A 20,249-nucleotide genomic window follows, 5' to 3' on the forward strand; every position below is an offset into this window, starting at 1 on the left:
GTCAGCGGAGCGAGGGATGGCGCACGCCGAGCCGCGCCCGGCCATCCGGCGGGGACACGGCCGGGCAGCGGGCGCCAGGGGCAGGGACGACCAGGGATGTCAGATAGCGGTCGATCGTCTCGGTGGTGCAGTCGCTGCGGCCGTAGACGCCGTGGCCCGCGCCCTCGTAGGTGAGGAGCCTGGCCTCGTGGCCGATCTGCTGAGCCGTGCTGACCGCCCACAGGTAGCCCGAGGCCGGGTCGTGGAGCGAGTTGGCCAGCAGGATCGGTGGGGAGCCTTCCACGCGCAGCCTGTGCTGCGGGTTGGGGAGGGGCGTGGGCTGGCCGAGGCAGGAGGCGAGCGCCCCCAGCGCCGCCGGGCTGAATCGCATGTCCCCGGCGAGGGTGGACTGGCGGCCCAGGTGCGCGGCGTACTCGCGGTAGTCGCGGACGGGCAGGTGGAAGTCCTGGCAGTAGACCGCCCGAGGGAAGGGGGACACCGCCCCGTCCTGCTCCGGCCCGGTGAAGGGGGAAGGCGGCTCTTCGCCGGTGTCGATGGCGAGCAGCAGCTCGGCCAGCTCGGCCCAGTTCGGTCCGTAGAACGCGGCGAAGGCCATGTCGGTCAGGTCCCAGCTGGTCATCGGCTCAGCCGACCGGCCGGGCCGGTGCAGTTCGCCGCGGTCGGCCCTGGCGAGCAGGTCCGCCCAGAACGCGCGCACGTCCTTGCCATGCAGTGCGCACCCGGCGGTCCTCGTGCACCAGGCGGCGAACTCGTCGAAGGATCCCTCCGCGTGGAGGGCCGCGGTGTCGAGGTAGGCGGCGGTGCCCAGGCTGTGGTCGAAGTTGCCGTCCAGGGCAAGCGCCCTGACCCGATGAGGGAAGCGTTCGGCGTAGAGCTGGCCGATGAGCGTGCCGTACGAGCCGCCGTAGTAGGTCAGCTTCTCCTCACCCAACGCGGCGCGCAGAGCGTCCAGGTCACGGGCCACACTGAGTGAACTGACGTGGTCGAACAGCGGCCCTGTGCGGGCCCTGCAGTCCTCGCGGAGCCGCCGGTTGTAGGCGAGCCGGGCTTCCAGTTCGGCCTGACTCCCGATGAGCGGGTGCGGGCCCTCGCCCAGCAGCGCGGAGGAGCAGACGACCGGATGGCTGCGGCCCACGCCGCGCGGGTCGAAACCCACGATGTCGAATCTGCTGGTGAGCTCCCCGCTGAAATAGCCGCCGGCCGAGAGTACGAAGTCGACGCCCGAGATGCCAGGCCCGCCGGGGTTGATCACCAGCGAGCCGATCCTGGTCGTACGGCCGGTGGCCTTGCGCCTGGCCAGAGCCAGGTCGATGGAGCCTTCGCCGGGATCGTCCCAGTCGATGGGCACTTTCAGCGCGCCGCACTCGGCGCCGGCGTCCTGGGCGCACGGCGTCCAGATGATCGGCAGCGCGGGGGGCGTGACAGCTCCAGAGGCGCTGAGCGGGAGCAGGGCCGCGATGACGGCCGGGGCGATCGCGAGCAGGACGGATCTTCGCATGTGACTTCAATCGTCGAGGGGCGGATGGAGGAACTCCGGCGGTCGCGGAGCCCGTCACGATCATGAGAGACCGGACATAACGCCCCCGTCACCACCTCCGATCCCGCCGCGACGATGGAGCACCCATGGCATGGCCAAAGCGGTCGACGACCACCGGGCATCTGACAGCTGGGGGCTGACGGGACACACCAAAGAACAGACAATGGGAACAATCGCCAATAAAGGGACTTACGTGACCACATGGATGATCGGGGGACACGCCAATGGTCGACATCGATGTTCCGATCTGGGCCGCCCGTCTGGGAGTCCTGCGCCGAGGGCGGCTGTGGAGTCAGAGAGAGCTCGCGGAACGGCTGTCAGCCGCGGCGGACGAGAGCACGCGGGACCGGTTGCCCGCGCTGGAGACGCTCACCTCGATGATCCGGCTCTGGGAGGCGGGGGAGCGGCGGCCCGACGAGTGGTACGCGGAGCTGCTCTGCCGGGCGTTCGGCGTGGACGAGACCGAGCTGTTCGTCGGCGACGCGGCCGGCACCACCCTGTGGCACTACCTGACCGGCATCCCGCTGGTGCCGGGGATGTTCACCGCCGAGGAGGAGGAATCCACCGGCCGGGCGATCGAGGCGCCTCAGCGGGCCGATGACCGGACGGTCGGCTACTTCAGGGCGATCCTGGACGCCTACACCCGAACCGACCTCCGCCCCGCCGACGCGATCAGCGTCCTGCGGCCTGTCTTCGTGGGCATCGAGGAGTTCCGTCACGATGCCAGTTCGCCCGTCAGACGCGCGTTCCTGCTGCTCGCCACCGAGAACGCGGAGCTGATCAGCCGCCTGCACCACGAGGCAGGAAACCCGGGCAGGGCGCTGGCCTGGTCGGATGAGGCCGTACGCGATGCTCGTGAGGCGGCCGACGCGCTGCTCGAGGCCTACACCCTTGCCCAGAGGGGAGGCCTCTCCGACACCGCCGGTGATCCCGGCGGGCTCGTCGCCCTCGCCGTCGCCGCCCGTGAACGCGCCCACCTCCCCGCGCGGGTGGATGCCCTGTCCCGGCATCATGAGGCGCAGGGCCACGCCCTCGCCGGCAATCTGGACATGTGCCGGCGCCGCCTGGAAGAGTCCGCTCAGTCACTCGCGGAACCGGGGGACGACACGCCCTACCGGTTCGACTGCTCCACCCAGGCCCACGACACCCTGTGCGCGGGGTGTCTGGTCGATCTCGGCCATGCCAGGGACGCGATCGAGATCCTGGAACAGCAGCCACCGAAGGCGCCGCCGACCTATGCCACCGCCTACGCCTTGGCGCGCATGGCCCACGCGTACGCCGACGTTCACGAGTGCGAGCGCTCGGTCGAAACAGCCAGACAGGCCCTCGCCCTGGCCCGGCAGACCGGCGCCCTCCGAGCCCTGCGAGAACTGGCCAAGGTCCACATCCCACCCCAGGAGGCCAGACACACCCGCATCCGCCCGTAGCCACCAGCCACCTGACCTGCCACAGTGGCGCCGCGGAGCTCGTGACGGAGGCCGGCCCGGGGCCGACGAACCACACACCGCCTTCAGCCAAATGATGAAGGAGGACCACCTTCGCTCGGCTTGCCACCGTGACCAGCCCGCAAGGCACTCCTGGTCACGGGCATGGCCGAGCTGTCTCGTCCCAGTGACCAAATCAGGCGCCTAAACCACCCAGATCTACGAGGAAACCTGTCCACCAGAATCCAGCGCATGATGGTCGCCACACGAGTAACCCACTTGAACTGCGATCCTGATCACCGGGGTAAGAACCCCTTGGTCCCTCATGTCCTGTCGAGGGGGCTGGCGATCCTCGGAAGGATCCTCGAGCCTTGACCCAACCCCGCCACCACGACGCCGGGGCCGGGAGGCCCCATGCTGAGGGGAGCTGGGCTCCCCCGGAACACCCGCCCGAAGCCACCCTCGCGCGAAGCGCCCAAAGGCGAAGGCCCATGCAGTCAGGACCCAGCCGAAGCCCGCTGAGGTCAAAGGGCAGGCAGGACGTACACCTCGGCTCCCGGTGGGATCGCGCAGTCGAGGCCGCCCAGCCCCTAGGCGTTCTCCCCGCACACGAACATGTTGATGTGGCTCTTGATCTGCCCGTGGTCGTCCCGTAACCGCCCCTCCAGCGATGGATGAGTCCGCCGCAGCGTGTCGAGGGCGGAGCCCAGGGTGGGCGGTGTGTCGCGGTCGGCCCCCACGGCGAAGACCTTGACCTCGCTCTCACCGCTCACCCAGTGCCGCAGCGCGCTGGGAAGCACGAAGACGACCATCATGGCGGGCTTGGCCATGGGCTAGAGCACCGCCGCCCTGACGGTCAGGACGTCGGGCAGATGGGAGGCCACCTCGCTCCAGGTGTCGCCGCCGTCGCGCGAGCCGTAGACCGAGCCGTCGCGGGTGCCGAAGAAGATGCCCGCGTGCGAGGCGGTCATCGCGTCGCGCAGCACGGAGGCGTAGACAGGCCCCTCGGGCAGGCCCTCGCCGTGCGTCTGCCAGCTCTCGCCCGCGTCGTCGCTGCGGAAGACCTGGTAGCGGTGGCCGACGGGGGTGCGGTCCATGTCGGCGTGCAGCGGCAGGACGTAGAGGGTGTCGGGCCTGTCGGGGTGGACGACGACGGGGAAGCCGAAGTCGGACGGCAGGGAGGAGCCGATGTCGGTCCACGACCCGCCGAAGTCGTCGCTGCGGTAGACGCCGAAGTGGTGCTGCAGGAACAGCCGCTCGGGCCTGGCCGGGTGCAGGCTGACCTTGTGCACGCACTGCCCGAACTCGGGGTACTGCTGGCCCTCGGGCAGGAACGGGGCGCGGATGCCCTGGTTGGCCGCCTCCCAGGACAGGCCGCCGTCGGTGGTGCGGTAGAAGCCGCCCGTGGAGATGGCCACCCCCATGATCTTGGGGTCGGTCGGGTGGTTGAGGATCGTGTGCAGGCACAGGCCGCCGCCGCCCGGCTGCCACTGCGGCCGGTGCGGATGCTCCCACAGCCCCTCGACGAGGGTGTAGGTGATGCCGCCGTCGTCGGAGCGGAACAGTGCGCCCGGCTCGGTGCCGGCCCAGACGACGCCTGGCTCGGACGGCGAGGGCAGGAGCTGCCAGACCTTCTCGAGGGTGGCTCCGGTCTTCTCGGGGAAGGCGATGGGTGGTTTCTGCGCCTCCTGCCAGCTCTTGCCGAGGTCGTCGGAGTACATCACCGAGGGGCCGAAGTGGCCGTACTCGATGCCCGCGAGCAGCCTGGGCCTCTCGCCCCTGGTGTCGATCGCGACGGCGTGCACCCCGACGGTGGAGAACTGGATCGGCTCGACTTCGAACGGGCCGCCGCCGGTGGAGCGGGCGAGGAAGAGCCCCTTGCGGGTGCCGACGGCGAGTAGGGCGTCGCTCATGTTGGTCTCCCTGTCTTGGCTTGCTGGCCATCGTGTCACGCGCTACCGACAACTTCTGGGGAGTGCGGGATTTGCGGGCGTGCGTCGTCCGCTTACGTCCCAGGTAATCGTGATGATTCCCTTTTCCCGCTACCGTTCGGGTTATGGGAGCGCTTGCCGTACAAACTGAGTCATTTGGTGATCTGTTGCGCTCGTGGCGCCAGCGGCGCCGCGTCAGCCAGCTCGATCTGGGAATCGAGGCGGAGGTCTCGGCCCGGCACATCAGCTTTCTCGAGACGGGCCGGGCCAGGCCCAGCAGGGACATGGTGATGAGGCTGTCCGAAGAGCTGGAGATACCGCTGCGGCACCGCAACCGCCTGCTCGTGGCCGCGGGTTACGCGCCCGTCTTTCCCGAGCGCGAGGTGCGCGCGCCGGAGATGGAGGTGGTACGGCAGGCGCTGGACAAGATCCTCGCCGGGCACGAGCCGTACCCCGCGCTGGTGGTGGACGCCGCGTGGGACCTGGTGGCCGCGAACGGCGCGGCCGCGATGTTCATGGAGGGCGCGCCCGCCGAGCTGCTGAAGGAGCCCGTCAACGTGATGCGGCTCTCGCTGCACCCCGAGGCGATGGGCGGGCGGTTGGTCAACCTGCCGGAGGTGCGGGCGCACCTGCTGCACCGTCTGCGCAGGCAGGCGGAGGCCTCGGGCAGCGGGCGCCTGGCCGAGCTGCACGACGAGCTGGCCGGTTACACCTACGAGGGGGTGGACCTGAACGTGGCGCACGTCCCCGGGCCCGCCGACATCCTGCTGCCGCTGCGGATCAGGCAGGGGGACAGGGTGCTGTCGATGTTCACCACGATCGCGACGTTCGGTACCCCGGTGGACGTGACGGTGTCGGAGCTGGCGATCGAGACCTTCTGGCCGAACGACGAGGAGACCGCCGCCGCCTTCCACTGAGCCCTCCTCCCGCGGCCGCGCAGGGGAGGAGGCCGGGGGAGGAGGAAGGGGTCAGCGTTCGCCCTGGACGACGTCGCGGTGGATGCGGGCGAGCGGCACCCCGCTCGCCTGCAGCCGTCCGACCGTCTCGTGCACCATGGCGGGCGGCCCGCAGACGTACACCTCGTGCTCGGCCCAGGAGTGGAAGCGCTGCATCACCTCGGGCAGGTGGCCGCGCATGCCGTCGTAGGAGGGCTGGTGCGAGACCACGGGCAGGACCCGCAGCCAGGGGAAGCGTGACTCCATGCGGATCAGGTCGGGCAGGTCGTAGAGGTCCTCGGCGGTGCGCGCGCCGTACAGCAGGTGGATGTTGGGCCGCCGTCCCGAGGTGATGACGTGGTCGATGATGGCCTTGATCGGGGCGAGGCCCGTGCCGCCCGCCACGCACAGGATGTCCCTGCCGCCGGACTCGTGCGGGATCATCGTCCCGATGGGCGGGCCGAGCATGAGCGTGTCGCCGATGCGCGTGTGCCGCACCAGGGCGGTCGAGACCCAGCCGCCTGGCACGCCTCGCACGTGCAGCCTGATCGTGTTGTCCTCGCGCGGCGCGTTGGCGATGGAGAAGGTCCTCCACACCCTCGGCCAGCGCGCGGTCTGCACGTTGACGTACTGGCCCGCGGTGTACGGCAGGCGCTGGGTCGGCCTGAGCGTGAGCACCGCGATGTCGGTGGTGCGCCGCTCGTGGTCGACGACCTCGGCCAGCCACCACGCGGGTGAGACCCCCGCGTCGCTCTCGGCCGAGTCGATCATGAGGTTGGCGGCGGCGGTGTAGGCCGCCACCCATGCCGCCTCGATCTCGGTGTTCCATATGTCGGCGGCGAAGCGCCTGATGGTGGCCAGCAGGGCGTTGCCGACCGCGGTGTAGTGCTCGGCGATCACACCGTACTTGCGGTGGTCGCGGCCGAGCTGGCCGAGATAGGAGGCGAGGCTGTCGGGACTGTCCAGGCTCCACACCACCCTGGTCAGCGCGCTGAACAGCCGGTCGCGCTGCACGTCCATGGCAGGGGGGAACATCCCCCGCAGGTGCGGGTTCTCGGCGAACAGCCGGCCGTAGAAATAGGCCGCCGCCCTGTCGGCGACGGGTTCGATGACGGAGAAACTCTCTTTGACGAGGCGCGGATTCAACGACATGCCTTTTGACCCCACCCTTTGACCGGAATGTGATTCCGGTCGTGTCGTTCCACCTCCCTGACGGCTCCGGGTTGTGAGCGTACGGCGCGCCCCGGCACGTCCGCGCACTCATCTGGAGTGTTACACCGGCTCCCTGGGGCCACAACCGTTTCACCTCAATACGGTGTTAACCAGAACTATCCGTAATGGGAACGTTATTTTCCGCAATCGAAATTCAGGAGTTAAGGACAGTGAAAGTGAATACGTATCGCATTCGTATTCGCCGGGTGCCGCCGTCCGTCACGTTCGCCCAGGAAGCTTCCCGGCGCCCTGCGACGTGAGGGTGGCGGCATGATCTCTGAGGAGGAAGTGACAGCACTGATACCCGGGAAGGTGACATAACCGAAATCCGGTAGGCCATGATGGAGCGGGAACCTGGTCACCACCTCTGACGCGGGTTGCCCGACCTCCTGCATGCCTCCTGGAGCGCGCATGTCTCGTCCGTTGATCGGTATCACCGCCTATTTCGAGGCCGCCCGATGGGGTGACTGGGTGAGAGAGGCGGTCATCGGGCCGCCCTCCTACGCCAAGGCGGTCGAACGGGCGGGCGGCGCCCCCGTCCTTCTCCCGCCGCTCAATCTGCACGCCGTCGACGACTACGTCCGCGGCCTCAAGGGCATCGTCCTGGCGGGCGGCGTGGAGGTCGGGGCCACGCTCTACGGGGCCGACCAGGACGACAGGGTCGCCGAGCCCCAGCCGCACCGCGACAGGTTCGAGCTCTCGCTGGCCCGCGCGGCCGTCCAGGCCGACGTGCCGATCCTCGCGGTGGCGCGCGGCATGCACGTCCTGAACGTCGCCCAGGGCGGCACGCTCATCCCCTGGCTGCCCGACGTGCTCGACCACGAGCGGCACGGCGCGCAGGGGCAGCCGCACGTCATCCAGGTGAGCGTCTCCAGCAAGCTCGGCAAGGCCATCGGCGACACGATCGAGGTCAACGCCCCGCACCACCAGTCGGTCAAGCGCCTCGGCACCGGGCTGCTGGCCGTGGCATGGGCCGACGACCAGATCGTGGAGGGCGTCGAGTTGCAGGGGCACAGGTTCGGCGTGGGCGTCCAGTGGCATCCTGAGCGCGGCGATGATATGCGGTTGTTCGAGGCACTCGTCGAGGCCGCCCGATACTGATGAGAAATGGTGTGGCTCATGAGTAAGCTCGGATCATGAGCTTGCACCCCCAGGCCAGGGCCTACCTGGAGCTCTACCCCTCCGACCTCGGCGCCGACCTGGCGAGCCTGGGGCCTGCGGAGATAGAGCGGATGCGCGCCATCGACGGCTTGGCGGAGCGGCGCGGCCCGCTGACGCGGCTGCCGTTCGTCCGCGACGCGCTGGCCGACGAGGTGCCGATCAGGGTCTACCGGGCCGACCCCGGCGACCACACCCTGCCGGTGATCGTCTACTTCCATGGCGGCGGCTGGGTGTTCGGCAGCGTCAGGCGCAACGACGCCGTCGGCAGGGACCTGGCGATCAGGACGGGGGCGGTGGTGGTCTCCGTCGACTACCGCCTGGCCCCCGAGCACGCCTTCCCCGCGGCCGCCGACGACGCCTGGACCGTGGTGCGCGACATCTTCGCCCGCCCGGCCTTCTACCAGAGCAACGGCCACGTGGCGGTGATCGGCGACAGCGCGGGAGGCAACCTCGCCGCGGTGGCCGCCTGGCAGGCCCGCGACGCCGGGCTCACCCTCGCCCACCAGGCGCTGCTCTACCCGATCGTCGACGTGGCCATGGACACCCCCAGCTACCGCGAGCACGCCAAGGGCTTCGGCCTCGACGCGGAGGAGATGGCCTGGTTCGTCCAGCAGTACGCCGCCGGAGCCGATCCGCTCGACCCGCGCCTGTCACCGCTGCGCCTGGGCTCGTGCGCGGGCCTGCCGCCCGCGACGGTGGTGAGCGCCGAGTACGACGTGCTGCGCGACGAGGCCGAGGCCTACGCCGCGCGCATGGCAGGCGAGGGCGTGGCCGTCGAGGTGCGCCGCTGGCCCGGCATGGTCCACGGCTTCTTCGGCCTGCCCGGCTTCTTCGACCAGGCCGACGAGGTCCGCGCCTACGTGGCCGACAGGCTCAGGAGGGCGCTGGAGCCGTGACCTACGACAAGCTGAGGCTCGACTGGGCCGCCGAGGGCGTGCGGCGGGTGACGATCAGCGAGCCGCGCAGGCTCAACGCCGTCGACATGGCGGGCCATCGTGAGCTCGCCGAGATCTGGCGCGACCTCGACCGCGACGACGACGTGCGCGTCATCCTGGTCAGGGGAGAGGGCGAGGCCTTCTCCGCGGGCGGCGACCTGTCCATGATCGAGGAGATGACCCGCGACCACGCCACCAGGCTGCGGGTGTTCACCGAGGCCCGCGACATCGTCTACAACGTGCTCAACTGCTCCAAGCCGGTGGTGAGCGCCATCCAGGGCCCCGCCGTCGGCGCCGGCCTGGCGGTGGCGCTGCTGGCCGACATCTCCGTGGCCGGGCGCACCGCCCGCATCATCGACGGCCACACCCGCCTGGGCGTGGCCGCGGGCGACCACGCGGCGATCATCTGGCCGCTGCTGTGCGGCATGGCCAAGGCCAAGTACCACCTGCTGCTGTGCGAGCCGGTCACCGGCGAGCAGGCCGAGCGGATGGGCCTGGTCAGCCTCTGCGTCGACGACTCCGAGGTGCACGACAGGGCGCTCGACATCGCGGTGAGGCTCGCGGCGGGCTCCCAGGAGGCGATCAGGCTGACCAAGTACTCACTCAACAACTGGCTCAGGATGGCGGGCCCGACCTTCGACGCCTCCCTGGCCATGGAGTTCCTCGGTTTCTCCGGCCCCGACGTCCAGGAGGGGGTGCGGGCGCTGCGAGACAAGCGCCCGCCGTCCTTCTAGAAGCTGCGCGGCAGCCCGAGCACCTGGGTGGCCAGGTGGTTCAGCAGCAGTTCCTCTGTCACCGGCGCGATCTTGCCGATCCGCGCGTCGGTGAGCAGCCGCGCCACCGGGTACTCCAGCGAGTAGGCCATCCCGCCGTGCGTTTGGAAGGCCGCGTCCGCCGCCTCCCACGCCGCCTGCGAGGCGGTCAGCTTGGCGATGTTGGCCTCGGTGCCGCACGGCAGCTGCCGGTCGAAGGACCACGCGGCCTTGTACAGCATGAGCCTGGCCAGTTCGATCTTCGCCTTGACCTGGGCGAGAGGGAAGGCGATGGCCTGGTTGGCGCCGATCGGCCGCCCGAACACCTCGCGCTCCTTGGCGTAGCTCACCCCCACCCGCAGCGCCACCTCGGCCCCGCCCAGCGCCGAGGCGGCCAGCAGGATCCGCTCGGGGTTGAGGATGTCCCACAGGACGAGGGCGCCCTGGTCGATCTGGCCGACCACGCTGGAGGCGGGCACGCGCAGGTCGTCGAGGAAGACCATGTTCGAGGGCGTGGTGTTGGCGCCCATCTTGGGGATCGGCCGGAAGGACAGCTGGCCCGCCGCCACCGCCTCGGGCACGTTGACCAGGAAGACGGTCATCCCGTTCGTGCGCGGCTTCGCCTCGGCCGCCGGGATCGTCCTGGTGACGAGCATCATCCAGGTGGCCCGCTGCACCCCCGTGATCCAGATCTTCTGCCCGTTGATCACGTAGTCGTCGCCGTCGCGGCGCGCAGAGGTGGTGATCGCCAGCGAGTTGGAGCCCGCGTCCGGCTCGGTCAGCGCGAAGCACGTCTCGATCTCGCCGGTGGCCAGCCCGGGCAGCAACGCGGCCCGCTGCTCGGCGCTGCCGTGCCTGGCCAGCGTCAGCGCGCCGAAGCCCGGGGTGAGCACGTAGGTGAACGCCGAACCGCCCGCCGCCCCTGAGGCGGCCAGGGTCTCGGTCGCCACCGCCAGCTCCAGCAGGCCCTGCCCGCCGCCGCCGTACTCCTCGGGTACGGCCAGGCCCAGCCATCCGCCCTTGGCCAGCTCCGCCCACACCTCTTCCGGCCAGCGCTTGTCGGCCTCGCAGCGCTGCCAGTAGTCCATGTCGTAGCGCGAGCAGATGTCACCGACGCCCTGCTGGACGGTCAGCGCGCTCTCGGGGAGCGTGAAGTCCACCTCGATCACCCCATTCTCGTTGCGTGCGCAATCGTAGAACGAAGTTCTGTCCAGCCGACAGGGGTCAGCGCGGACGGCGGGCGTGCAGCACGTAGGCGGGCGGGGTGTTGCGCCACACGGTACGGCCCAGCACGACCTCCTCGAAGCGGTCGGCCAGCAGCGCGCGGAAGCGGCGAGCCGAGCCCAGCGGCATCGCGTGGATGTAGGAGAAGGTCGTGAACGCCCCCGACGGGCACAGGGTGGAGGTGACCGCGCCGAGCAGCCGCTCCTGCAACGTCTCGGGGAAAGCCGCCCACGGCAGCCCACTGACCACCACGTCCGCCCTGGTCAGGCCGCGATCGCGGAGCAGGTCGGGCAGGCGGGCCGCGTCGTCCTGCGCCACGTCCACCCGGGGAAAGCGATCGGCGAGCAGGGAGGCCAGCGTGGGGTTCAACTCGATCGCCAGGTGATGGCCACGCCCGTCCAGCCTGCGCTGGATCTCGGCGGTGAACGGCCCGGTGCCGGGGCCCAACTCGACCACGGTCGGCTCGCCGCGCTCGGGCACGGGGGTGCACACCGTCTCCGCCAGCCGCCGTGAGCTGGGCGCCAGGGCTCCGATGGTCGCGGGGGAGCGCATGAACTGGCCGAGGAACAACGTGGTGTCGTTGGGCATGGGACCAACGTTACGACCCCCGCGCAAGCCCGCTCATCCGACTTGCGGCCAGAAAACCGGCCACTTGGAGGATGCGAACTCCTCCATCGGGAGGATCGAGCAGGCGGCGGTCCTCGATACGGTTGTCCCCATGCGATGGCGTGGTGTGGCACCCGACGTGCTGCTTGCCGCCTCTGGAGTGGCCCTCGACCTGCTGATGTCGGGCAAGGCGGGGGCAGGGGCGGCGCCCGACTGGCTGGTCCCCGTCTTCGCCGTCCTGGTCGGCGCGCCGATGGCGTTCGTGCGGCGCCGTCCCGTCCACGTCAGCCTCTATCTGGCCGCGTTGCTGTTGTTCACCGACCAGATCGAGGCCTTCACCTCCAACACCGCGCAGATCCTGCTCTGCGTCGCGATCGGCGCCACCGGCTACCTGCGAGGCTGGCTCGCCACCCTCGTCGCCGTCGTGCCGGGCGCGTTGGCCACCGGCCTCAACATCGCCGACCCCGGCACCGGCTTCACCGGCGCGGCCTGGGTCTACTCCGTCGGCATCCCGCTGCTGCCCGCCCTGGTCGGCCGCTACCTGCGCGGTCCCGCGGGGCGGCTGAAGGAGCCCGAGGTCACCCCCGACGTGCTGCTGGCGGGGGCGGGCGTGGCCGTCGCGGTGCTCGGCACCTGGCCCATGTGGCACACCAGCGAGCAGCCCGCCTGGGTGATCGTCTCGTTCGTGGTGGTCGCGGGGCTGGCCCTGGGTGTGGCCAGGCGGCTGCCCGCGGTGGTGTTCCTGGTCGAGGGGGCGCTGCTGCTCCTGTCCAACCAGGCCTTCTCGGCGGCGACCAGCACCGTCCACGTCCTGCTGCTGATCTCGGTCGGCGTGTTCGCGATGCGGGTGGCCTCCTGGTTCTGGAACCTGGCCGTCTACGTGGCGGCCAGCTTCCTGGCCTCGCTCGTGGTGGTCGGCTCCGAGGGCACTGTCACCGGGCTCAAGGTGGGGCTGATGCTCGTGGTGGTCGCCACCCCGATCGCGATCGGCAGGTACGCGGGCGCCAGGCAGTCGGCCGCGGAAGCCGAGCGGCTGCGGGTGCGCGAGTCCGAGCGGCTGGCCATCGCCCAGTTGCGCGCCGACCAGCTGGCCGAGCGCGAGCGCATCGCCCGCGAGGTCCACGACATCGTCGCCCACCACGTCGGGGCGATGGTGCTGCGGGCCGGCGCCGCCCGCTACGCCGCCCCCGACGGTCCCGTCGCCGACGCGCTGGCCGATATCAAGGAGACGGGCCACCAGGTGCTCGAGGACCTGCGCGGCCTGCTCGACGTGCTGCGCGACCCCGGCGGCGACGCCGCGCTGCTGGCCGACCCCGCCGACGTGGTCACCGAGTCCGCCGAGCGGATGATCGCCGCGGGGCTGCTGGTCGACCTCGACGTCGACCCCGCGCTCGGCGAGGCGCCGCTGGTGGCCAGGGCCTCGGCCGCCCGCATCGTGCAGGAGGGACTGACCAACGTGCTCAAGCACGCGGGGCCGGGCACCGCCGTACGGGTGGGGCTGGCCGCGGGTGACGGGGAGCTCCTCGTCGAGGTGTCCAACGGCCGCCCGCCCACGGTGCGCGAGCCGCTGCCGTCCTCGGGGCAGGGACTGGCGGGCATGCGTGAGCGCGCCAAGGCGCTGGGCGGCACGCTGAGCGCGGGACCCGACGGCGGCGGCTGGCGGCTGTCGGTGACCCTTCCCTATCCGAAGACCAAGGTGACGACGTGATCCGAGTGGTGGTGGCCGACGACCAGGCGCTGGTCAGAGCCGGCGTGCGCATGCTGCTGCAGGCGGCGGGCGACATGGAGGTCGTCGGGGAGGCCGAGGACGGCGCGGAGGCGGTGCGCCTGGCCGAACACCACAGGCCGGACGTGGTGCTCATGGACCTGCGCATGCCCAGGGTCGACGGCCTCGAGGCGATCAAGCGCATCCTGGGCTCGCAGCCGGGCGCCAAGATCGTGGTCCTCACCACCTTCGCCGACGACGCCAACGTCTACGCGGCCCTGCGCGTCGGAGCGCTGGGCTTCCTGGTCAAGGACGACGAGCCGGAGCGCATGGTCGATGCCGTGCGAAGGGCGGCTTCGGGCGAGCAGCTGCTGGCCCCCTCGGTGCTGCGCAGGGTGGTCGAGCGGGCGCTGGCCGCCGAGCAGCAGGCCACACCCGCGCCCGTCGGGCTCACCGAGCGGGAGCTCGAGGTGCTCGCCCTGGTCGGCACCGGCCTGTCCAACGCCGAGATCGCCGACAGGCTGCACGTCGGCGTCACCACGGTCAAGACCCACGTCGGCTCGGCGATGGACAAGCTCGGCCTGCGCAACCGCATCCAGGCCGCCGTCGTCGCGCACCGCATCGGGCTGGTCGACGCCGCCTTCCGCCCCGTGCGGCATCCGCCGCGGGGCTGACCGGGGCATCACCCGGCAGGCTGACGACCGCCGGGTGCCCGCGCCGTCACGATGTGGTCCTCACCTCTCCAGGAAGGACCACCTCATGCACGACGTGACCTCAGCCACGTCTGTCTCCCCTGTCTCCTCAGGGCTGCTCTACACCCTGCGCGTCCTCGTGCTCGCCCACGCGGTCTCGCTGCTCGTCGCGGCCATGTTCGCGGGCCAGGCGCTGGTCTTCACCGACACCGGCATCGTCGCCGATCTCGGGGTCGCCGAGACCCACGTCATGATCGGCATGGTCTCCCACCTGATCGGCCTGCTCCAGATCGTCGCCGCCGTCCTGTACTGGCGTCCGGGCAGGGGCGCGGGCTGGCCCGCGCTCGCCAGCCTCGCGCTGTTCGTGCTCGGCATCGCCCAGCACTTCCTGCTGGCCATCGGCCTGGGCGCGCACGTGCCCAACGGCGTGCTCATGTTCGGCCTGCTGGCCCTGACCACGGTCTGGGCCTGGTCGCCCTCGGCCTCACGCCGGCGCTAGGCTTTCGGCTATGTTCGTGAAGATCTGCGGGCTGAGCGAGCCCGAGCACGTCGAGGTGGCCGTCGAGGCCGGCGCCGACGCGATCGGGCTCGTCATGACCGCCAGCCCGCGCAGGGTCACCCCGTCGCGGGCCGCGGAGCTGGCCGCGCTGGCACCCTCTCACGTGCTGACCGTGGGCGTCTTCATGGGCGAGCCGGTGGAAGAGGTACGGCAGGCGGCCCAGGCCGCGGGGGTCGGAGCCGTCCAGCTGCACGGCAGGCACCCGCACGCCGACTTCACCGCGTTGAAGGATCTCGGCCTCACCCTCGTGCGCGCCGTGGCGGCCGACGCCGACCTGCGCACCGGAGCCTTCGACGAGGACCTGCTGATCGTCGACGCGCCCAGGGCGGGCGCGGGCGAGCCGTGGGACTGGACGGCCGTGCGGGGCAGGCCGTCGGGGAACTGGCTGCTGGCGGGCGGCCTCGACCCCGGCAACGTACGGCAGGCGATCGAGGCCGCGCGGCCGTGGGGCGTGGACGTCTCGAGCGGCGTCGAGGTGGCCAGGGGCGTGAAGGACTCCGCCCTCATCCGCTCCTTCCTCAGGGCGGCCCGCTCCTAGACTTCGGTCTGTCCCCGCTCCTCTCACGGAAGCGGCGGTCTGTCGGTCAGCTGCACGTAGACCTCGCCGCCCCCGGCCACGAACTCCTCCGACTTGGCGCGCATGCCCTCCGCCGCCCGCAGGTCGTGCGAGATGCGCATCGAGCAGAACTTCGGCCCGCACATGCTGCAGAAGTGCGCCGTCTTCGCGGGCGCGGCGGGCAGCGTCTCGTCGTGGAAGGAGCGGGCGGTGCCGGGGTCGAGGGACAGCTCGAACTGGTCCTCCCACCTGAACTCGAAGCGCGCCTCCGACAGCGCGTCGTCCCACTCCTGGGCCTTCGGGTGCCCCTTGGCGAGGTCGGCGGCGTGCGCGGCGATCTTGTAGGTGATGACGCCGGTCTTGACGTCCTCCCTGTCGGGCAGCCCCAGGTGCTCCTTCGGCGTGACGTAGCAGAGCATGGCGGTGCCGTACCAGCCGATCATGGCCGCGCCGATCCCCGAGGTGATGTGGTCGTAGCCCGGTGCGATGTCGGTGACGAGGGGGCCGAGGGTGTAGAAGGGGGCGTCGTCGCAGAGCTCGCGCTGCAGGTCGACGTTCTCCTTGATCTTGTGCATGGGCACGTGGCCAGGGCCCTCGACCATGACCTGGACGTCGCGGGAGCGCGCGATCCCGGTGAGCTCGCCCAGCGTGCGCAGCTCGGCGAACTGGGCCTCGTCGTTGGCGTCGGCGATCGAGCCGGGGCGCAGGCCGTCGCCGAGGGAGAAGGCGACGTCGTAGGAGGCGAGGATCTCGCACATCTCCTCGAAGTTCTCGTACAGGAAGTTCTCGCGGTGGTGGGCCAGGCACCACGCCGCCATGATCGAGCCGCCGCGCGAGACGATGCCGGTCTTGCGGCCGACGGTGAGGGGGACATAGGACAGACGCACGCCCGCGTGGACGGTCACGTAGTCGACGCCCTGCTCGCACTGCTCGATCAGGGTGTCGCGGTAGACCTCCCACGACAGGTCGGGCGCGACCCCGCCGACCTTCTCCAGCGCCTGGTAGAGCGGCACGGTGCCGATGGGCACGGGTGAGTTGCGGATGATCCACTCGCGGGTGGTGTGGATGTCACGACCCGTCGAGAGGTCCATGACGGTGTCGGCGCCCCAGCGGATGGCCCAGGTCATCTTCTCCACCTCCTCCTCGATGGAGGAGGAGACGGCGGAGTTGCCGATATTGGCGTTGATCTTGACGAGGAAGTTGCGGCCGATGATCATCGGCTCGCTCTCGGGATGGTTGACGTTGGCCGGGATGATCGCCCTGCCCGCGGCCACCTCGGCGCGGACGAACTCGGCCTCGACGCCCTCCCTTACGGCGACGAACTCCATCTCCTTCGTCACGACGCCCCTGCGGGCGTAGGCGAGCTGGGTGACGGGCCCGCCCGCCGCCCTGAGCGGCTGGCGCCGCGCGCCCAGGCGGGGCACGGCCTGGCCGCGCTTCCACGAGGCCTGGTCGCGGTAGCCGTCGTCGAGCGGCTTGACCTGGCGGCCGCCGTACCCGACGACGTCGGCGCGATCGAGGATCCACTGCTCGCGCAGGGGGCTCAGGCCGCGCGTGACGTCGGTCTCGACGGCAGGGTCGGTGTAGGGGCCCGAGGTGTCGTAGACGGTGAACACGGTGCCGTCGCTCAGTCCGATCTCCCGCATGGGGACCCTGAGCTCGCCCTGGTAGGTCTTGGAAAAGCGCGCGCCACTCATCGCGCAAACTCCCTTCGCCGGCATTACCCGGAGCAGGTTCTGGCGGTCGGCGGCTGGTCAGCCGTCCTCTCAGCCCGGTCCGCACCGGGCTCCCGCGTTGGTCGGCGCCACCGTAACCCGATCACCCGGGTGTCGCGCAAGCCCCTGCCGCCCGCGGGCGGCCGAACCCGCGCGGAAACAGCGGGCGGGCGGCTCAGCGTGCGCAGGTGGGTGACGCAGTAGGGTCGGCAGCGTGAGTGAAACTTCCGCCGAGGACCGAATCTGGACGGTTCCGAACCTGCTGAGCTTCCTGCGTCTGCTCGGCGTCCCCGTGTTCCTCTGGCTGGTTCTCGGGCCCAAGGCGGACGGCTGGGCGATCGCGCTGCTCATGGTCGCGGGGTTCACCGACTGGCTCGACGGCAAGATCGCCCGCGCGTGGAACCAGACCAGCAGGCTCGGCCGTCTCATCGACCCCGCCGCCGACAAGCTCTACGTCTTCGCCACCCTGCTCGGCCTGCTGCTGCGCGAGGTCATCCCATGGTGGCTGGTCGCGATCATCCTGGGCCGCGAGATCTTCGTCGGATGTTTCTTCCCCGTGCTCCGCAAGTACGGCTACAAGGCACTGCCCGTGCATTTCCTCGGCAAGGCCGCCATGGCCAATCTGATGTACGCCTTCCCCCTCCTCTTCCTGGCCTCGCACACCGGAGCCTGGTATGCCGATATTGCAAGGATTATCGGATGGGCGTTCGCCATCTGGGGAACGGGCCTGTACTGGTGGGCAGGACTGCTGTATGTGGTACAGGTGCGCCAACTCGTAACCGCTGCGAAGAAGGAGTGATCGAGTGAAGGCGGTCGTCATGGCAGGCGGGGAGGGGACTCGGCTGCGGCCGATGACCGCGAACCAGCCCAAACCCCTGCTCCCCGTGGTCAACCGCCCGATCATGGAACACGTCCTCCGCCTGCTGAAACGCCACGGGTTGACCGAGACCGTCGTCACCGTCCAGTTCCTCGCCGCGCTGGTGCGCAGCTACTTCGGCGACGGCGACGAACTGGGCATGCGCCTGCACTACGCCACCGAAGACCTTCCCCTCGGCACGGCGGGCAGCGTCAAGAACGCGGCCGACAAACTCCGCGATGATCGTTTTCTCGTTATTTCCGGTGACGCCCTGACCGATATCGACTTATCGGACATGATCAGGTTTCACCGCGAGAATTCCGCCCTCGTCACGATCGGGCTGACCCGCGTCCCCAACCCACTCGAGTTCGGCATCATCATCGTTGACGACCAGGGCAGGGTGCAGCGCTTCCTGGAGAAGCCCACCTGGGGCCAGGTCTTCTCCGACACCGTCAACACCGGCATCTACGTGATGGAGCCCGAGGTCCTCGACGAGGTCGCCGCCGGCGAGGCCGTCGACTGGTCCTCCGACATCTTCCCCCGCCTGCTCAAGCGCGGCGCGCCCATCTACGGCTACGTCTCCGACTGCTACTGGGAGGACGTCGGCACCCACGAGAGCTACATGAAGGCCCAGGCCGACGCGCTGTCCGGACGCGTCGACCTCGACATCGGCGGCTTCGAGATGTCGCCGGGCATCTGGGTCGGCGAGGGCGCGGCGGTCGACCCCGACGCCGTGCTCAAGGGCCCCCTGCTGATCGGCGACTACGTCAAGATCGAGGCGGGCGCCGAGCTTCGTGAGTACACCGTGCTCGGCAGCAACGCCGTGGTGCGTGAGGGCGCCTTCCTGCACCGCGCCGTCGTCCACGACAACGTCTACATCGGCCCGGGGGTGAACCTGCGCGGCTGCGTCATCGGCAAGAACACCGACCTGATGACCGGCGCCAGGATCGAGGAGAACGCCGTCGTCGGCGACGAGTGCGTCATCGAGGCCGAGGCCTACGTCTCCAGCGGCGTCAAGGTCTACCCCTTCAAGACCGTCGAGGCGGGCGCGGTCGTCAACACCAGCGTCATCTGGGAGTCGCGCGGCCAGCGCAGCCTGTTCGGCCCGCGCGGCGTCAGCGGCCTGGTCAACGTCGAGATCACCCCGGAGCTGTGCGTACGGCTGGCCAGCGCCTACGCCACCACCCTGAAGAAGGGCGACACGGTCATCACCTCGCGCGACTCCTCCCGCGCGGCCAGAGCGCTCAAGCGCGCCGTCATCAGCGCGCTGACGGCGGGCGCCATCGACGTGCTCGACCTGGAGGCCATGCCGCTGCCCGTGGCCCGCTTCCACACCTCCCGAAGGCCCGCCAGCGGCGGCATCGCCCTGCGCACCACCTCGGGGGACCCGCAGAGCGTCGACATCGTCTTCATGGACTCCAGGGGCGCCGACCTGTCCCCGGCCAGCCAGCGCAAGCTGGAGCGCGTCTTCTCCCGTCAGGAGTTCCGCAGGGCCTTCCCCGGCGAGATCGGCGAGCTGAGCTTCCCCGCGAGGGCGGTCGAGGACTACGCCCAGGAACTTCTGCGATACGTGGACATGACCGGCGTCAACGACATGAAGGTGGTCGTCGACTGCGCGGGCGGCACCTCCTCGCTGGTCCTGCCCACCCTGCTGGGCCGCCTCGGCGTGGAGGTGCTGACCGTCAACGCCCGCCTCGACTCCGCCTCGCCCACCGAGACGCTCGCCGAGCGCCGCCGCGACCTGCAGCGCCTGTCCGAGCTCGTCGGCTCCTCGCGCGCCTCCTTCGGCGTGCGCTTCGACCCTGTGGGCGAGCGCATCGCCCTGGTCGACGAGATGGGCCAGCTCATCAGCGAGGAGCGGGCGCTGCTGGTGGTGCTCGACCTGGTCGCCGCCGAGCGACGCAGGGGCAGGGTGGCGCTGCCCGTCACGACCACCAGGGTGGCCGAACAGGTCTGCCGCTTCCACGGGGTCCAGGTGGAGTGGACCTCCACCTCCCTCGACGCGCTCACCACCGCCGCCGCCAGGCCGTACATGATCTTCGCGGGCGACGGCAGGGGCGGCTTCATCGTGCCGGAGTTCGGGCCCACGGTCGACGGCCTGGCCGTCTTCCTGCGCCTGCTCGGCCTCGTGGCCCGCACGCGGCTGACGCTCAGCCAGATCGACGCGAGGATCCCCGAGGCCAAGCTGCTCAAGCGGACGGTCCCGACGCCGTGGGCGACCAAGGGGGCGGTGATGCGCTCGGTGATCGAGGCCGCGGAGGGCTTCCGCCTCGACACCACCGACGGCGTGCGCGTGGTCGGCGAGGACGGGCGCTGGGCGCTGATCCTGCCGGCTGCCTCCGAGCCCGCCACCGACCTGTGGGCCGAGGCCCACGACTTCGACACCGCCCAGGCCTTTTTGGACAGGTGGGCGCGGATCGTGGAGAGGGCGGCGGGAACGTGACAACTC

General features: G+C 70.4%; 18 protein-coding genes and 1 riboswitch. Of the genes, 11 read left to right on the plus strand and 7 right to left on the minus strand.

The features are described from left to right. Position 1: 1 nt before the first annotated feature. Positions 2 to 1,498, minus strand: a complete 1,497-nt coding sequence (locus ABFX50_RS23735; RefSeq protein WP_346149542.1) for an alpha/beta hydrolase — start codon at positions 1,496 to 1,498, stop codon at positions 2 to 4. A gap of 263 nt (positions 1,499 to 1,761) precedes the next feature. Here ABFX50_RS23735 and ABFX50_RS23740 point away from each other — a divergent pair, with 263 nt between their 5' ends. After that, positions 1,762 to 2,964 (plus strand): helix-turn-helix domain-containing protein, encoded by a 1,203-nt coding sequence (locus ABFX50_RS23740; RefSeq protein WP_346149543.1) that lies wholly within the window; start codon positions 1,762 to 1,764, stop codon positions 2,962 to 2,964. 587 nt (positions 2,965 to 3,551) lie between these two features. On the opposite strand, the gene ABFX50_RS23745 is transcribed toward ABFX50_RS23740, so the two are convergent. After that, entirely contained in the window at positions 3,552 to 3,791 is a 240-nt protein-coding gene (locus tag ABFX50_RS23745) for a ubiquitin family protein (RefSeq protein ID WP_346149544.1), read from the minus strand. A gap of 3 nt (positions 3,792 to 3,794) precedes the next feature. After that, complete coding sequence (locus ABFX50_RS23750; protein ID WP_346149545.1) at positions 3,795 to 4,874, minus strand: WD40/YVTN/BNR-like repeat-containing protein; 1,080 nt, start codon at positions 4,872 to 4,874, stop codon at positions 3,795 to 3,797. Positions 4,875 to 5,059: 185 nt separating this feature from the next. Here ABFX50_RS23750 and ABFX50_RS23755 point away from each other — a divergent pair, with 185 nt between their 5' ends. Further along, positions 5,060 to 5,809, plus strand: a complete 750-nt coding sequence (locus ABFX50_RS23755) for a helix-turn-helix domain-containing protein (protein ID WP_346149546.1) — start codon at positions 5,060 to 5,062, stop codon at positions 5,807 to 5,809. Positions 5,810 to 5,860: 51 nt separating this feature from the next. On the opposite strand, the gene ABFX50_RS23760 is transcribed toward ABFX50_RS23755, so the two are convergent. Continuing rightward, positions 5,861 to 6,979: a globin domain-containing protein gene (locus ABFX50_RS23760; RefSeq protein WP_346149547.1), complete on the minus strand. Its 1,119-nt coding sequence runs from the start codon at positions 6,977 to 6,979 to the stop codon at positions 5,861 to 5,863. A 471-nt stretch (positions 6,980 to 7,450) separates the two neighbouring features. Between ABFX50_RS23760 and ABFX50_RS23765 the strand changes: the two genes are divergently transcribed. From ABFX50_RS23765 to ABFX50_RS23775, 3 genes are read left to right on the plus strand one after another with little or no spacing between them, the layout of a single operon-like run. Continuing rightward, positions 7,451 to 8,140, plus strand: coding sequence for a gamma-glutamyl-gamma-aminobutyrate hydrolase family protein (locus tag ABFX50_RS23765; RefSeq protein WP_183661401.1), 690 nt, complete (start codon positions 7,451 to 7,453; stop codon positions 8,138 to 8,140). Positions 8,141 to 8,175: 35 nt separating this feature from the next. After that, positions 8,176 to 9,096 carry an alpha/beta hydrolase gene (locus ABFX50_RS23770; protein WP_346149548.1) on the plus strand — a complete coding sequence of 307 codons (921 nt, stop codon included), beginning with the start codon at positions 8,176 to 8,178 and terminating at the stop codon, positions 9,094 to 9,096. After that, positions 9,093 to 9,869, plus strand: a complete 777-nt coding sequence (locus ABFX50_RS23775) for an enoyl-CoA hydratase/isomerase family protein (RefSeq protein ID WP_183661399.1) — start codon at positions 9,093 to 9,095, stop codon at positions 9,867 to 9,869. The genes ABFX50_RS23770 and ABFX50_RS23775 overlap by 4 nt, the downstream gene beginning before the upstream one ends. Here ABFX50_RS23775 and ABFX50_RS23780 read toward each other — a convergent pair. Together ABFX50_RS23780 and ABFX50_RS23785 are read right to left on the minus strand one after the other, a co-directional pair. Beyond that, positions 9,866 to 11,056 carry an acyl-CoA dehydrogenase family protein gene (locus ABFX50_RS23780; RefSeq protein WP_346149549.1) on the minus strand — a complete coding sequence of 397 codons (1,191 nt, stop codon included), beginning with the start codon at positions 11,054 to 11,056 and terminating at the stop codon, positions 9,866 to 9,868. The genes ABFX50_RS23775 and ABFX50_RS23780 overlap by 4 nt on opposite strands. Positions 11,057 to 11,111: 55 nt before the next feature. Continuing rightward, the gene (locus tag ABFX50_RS23785) at positions 11,112 to 11,699 is read right to left on the minus strand and encodes a class I SAM-dependent methyltransferase (RefSeq protein ID WP_183661397.1); all 588 of its coding nucleotides are present in this window, start codon (positions 11,697 to 11,699) and stop codon (positions 11,112 to 11,114) included. A gap of 130 nt (positions 11,700 to 11,829) precedes the next feature. Here ABFX50_RS23785 and ABFX50_RS23790 point away from each other — a divergent pair, with 130 nt between their 5' ends. The 4 genes from ABFX50_RS23790 (at position 11,830) to ABFX50_RS23805 (ending at position 15,211) form a co-directional block, all read left to right on the plus strand. Further along, positions 11,830 to 13,425: a sensor histidine kinase gene (locus tag ABFX50_RS23790; RefSeq protein ID WP_346149550.1), complete on the plus strand. Its 1,596-nt coding sequence runs from the start codon at positions 11,830 to 11,832 to the stop codon at positions 13,423 to 13,425. Next, positions 13,422 to 14,096: a response regulator gene (locus tag ABFX50_RS23795; RefSeq protein WP_346149551.1), complete on the plus strand. Its 675-nt coding sequence runs from the start codon at positions 13,422 to 13,424 to the stop codon at positions 14,094 to 14,096. The genes ABFX50_RS23790 and ABFX50_RS23795 overlap by 4 nt, the downstream gene beginning before the upstream one ends. An 85-nt stretch (positions 14,097 to 14,181) precedes the next feature. Beyond that, complete coding sequence (locus ABFX50_RS23800; protein ID WP_346149552.1) at positions 14,182 to 14,613, plus strand: hypothetical protein; 432 nt, start codon at positions 14,182 to 14,184, stop codon at positions 14,611 to 14,613. A 10-nt stretch (positions 14,614 to 14,623) separates the two neighbouring features. Continuing rightward, positions 14,624 to 15,211, plus strand: coding sequence for a phosphoribosylanthranilate isomerase (locus tag ABFX50_RS23805; protein ID WP_346149553.1), 588 nt, complete (start codon positions 14,624 to 14,626; stop codon positions 15,209 to 15,211). Between the two features lie 23 nt (positions 15,212 to 15,234). Here ABFX50_RS23805 and thiC read toward each other — a convergent pair whose 3' ends face one another. Beyond that, on the minus strand, positions 15,235 to 16,926 hold the full coding sequence (gene thiC, locus ABFX50_RS23810) for a phosphomethylpyrimidine synthase ThiC (protein WP_346149554.1): 1,692 nt from the start codon (positions 16,924 to 16,926) through the stop codon (positions 15,235 to 15,237). Continuing rightward, positions 16,919 to 17,032: riboswitch (TPP riboswitch) on the minus strand. (Overlaps the previous gene by 8 nt.) Positions 17,033 to 17,158: 126 nt before the next feature. On the opposite strand from thiC, the gene clsA reads away from it, so the two are divergent. Next, positions 17,159 to 17,743: a cardiolipin synthase ClsA gene (gene clsA / locus ABFX50_RS23815; protein ID WP_183661387.1), complete on the plus strand. Its 585-nt coding sequence runs from the start codon at positions 17,159 to 17,161 to the stop codon at positions 17,741 to 17,743. 4 nt (positions 17,744 to 17,747) lie between these two features. Next, positions 17,748 to 20,243, plus strand: a complete 2,496-nt coding sequence (locus ABFX50_RS23820) for a mannose-1-phosphate guanyltransferase (protein WP_183661385.1) — start codon at positions 17,748 to 17,750, stop codon at positions 20,241 to 20,243. Positions 20,244 to 20,249: the final 6 nt, after the last annotated feature.

The organism is Nonomuraea recticatena (genome assembly GCF_039533245.1).
Lineage (GTDB): Bacteria > Actinomycetota > Actinomycetes > Streptosporangiales > Streptosporangiaceae > Nonomuraea > Nonomuraea roseola.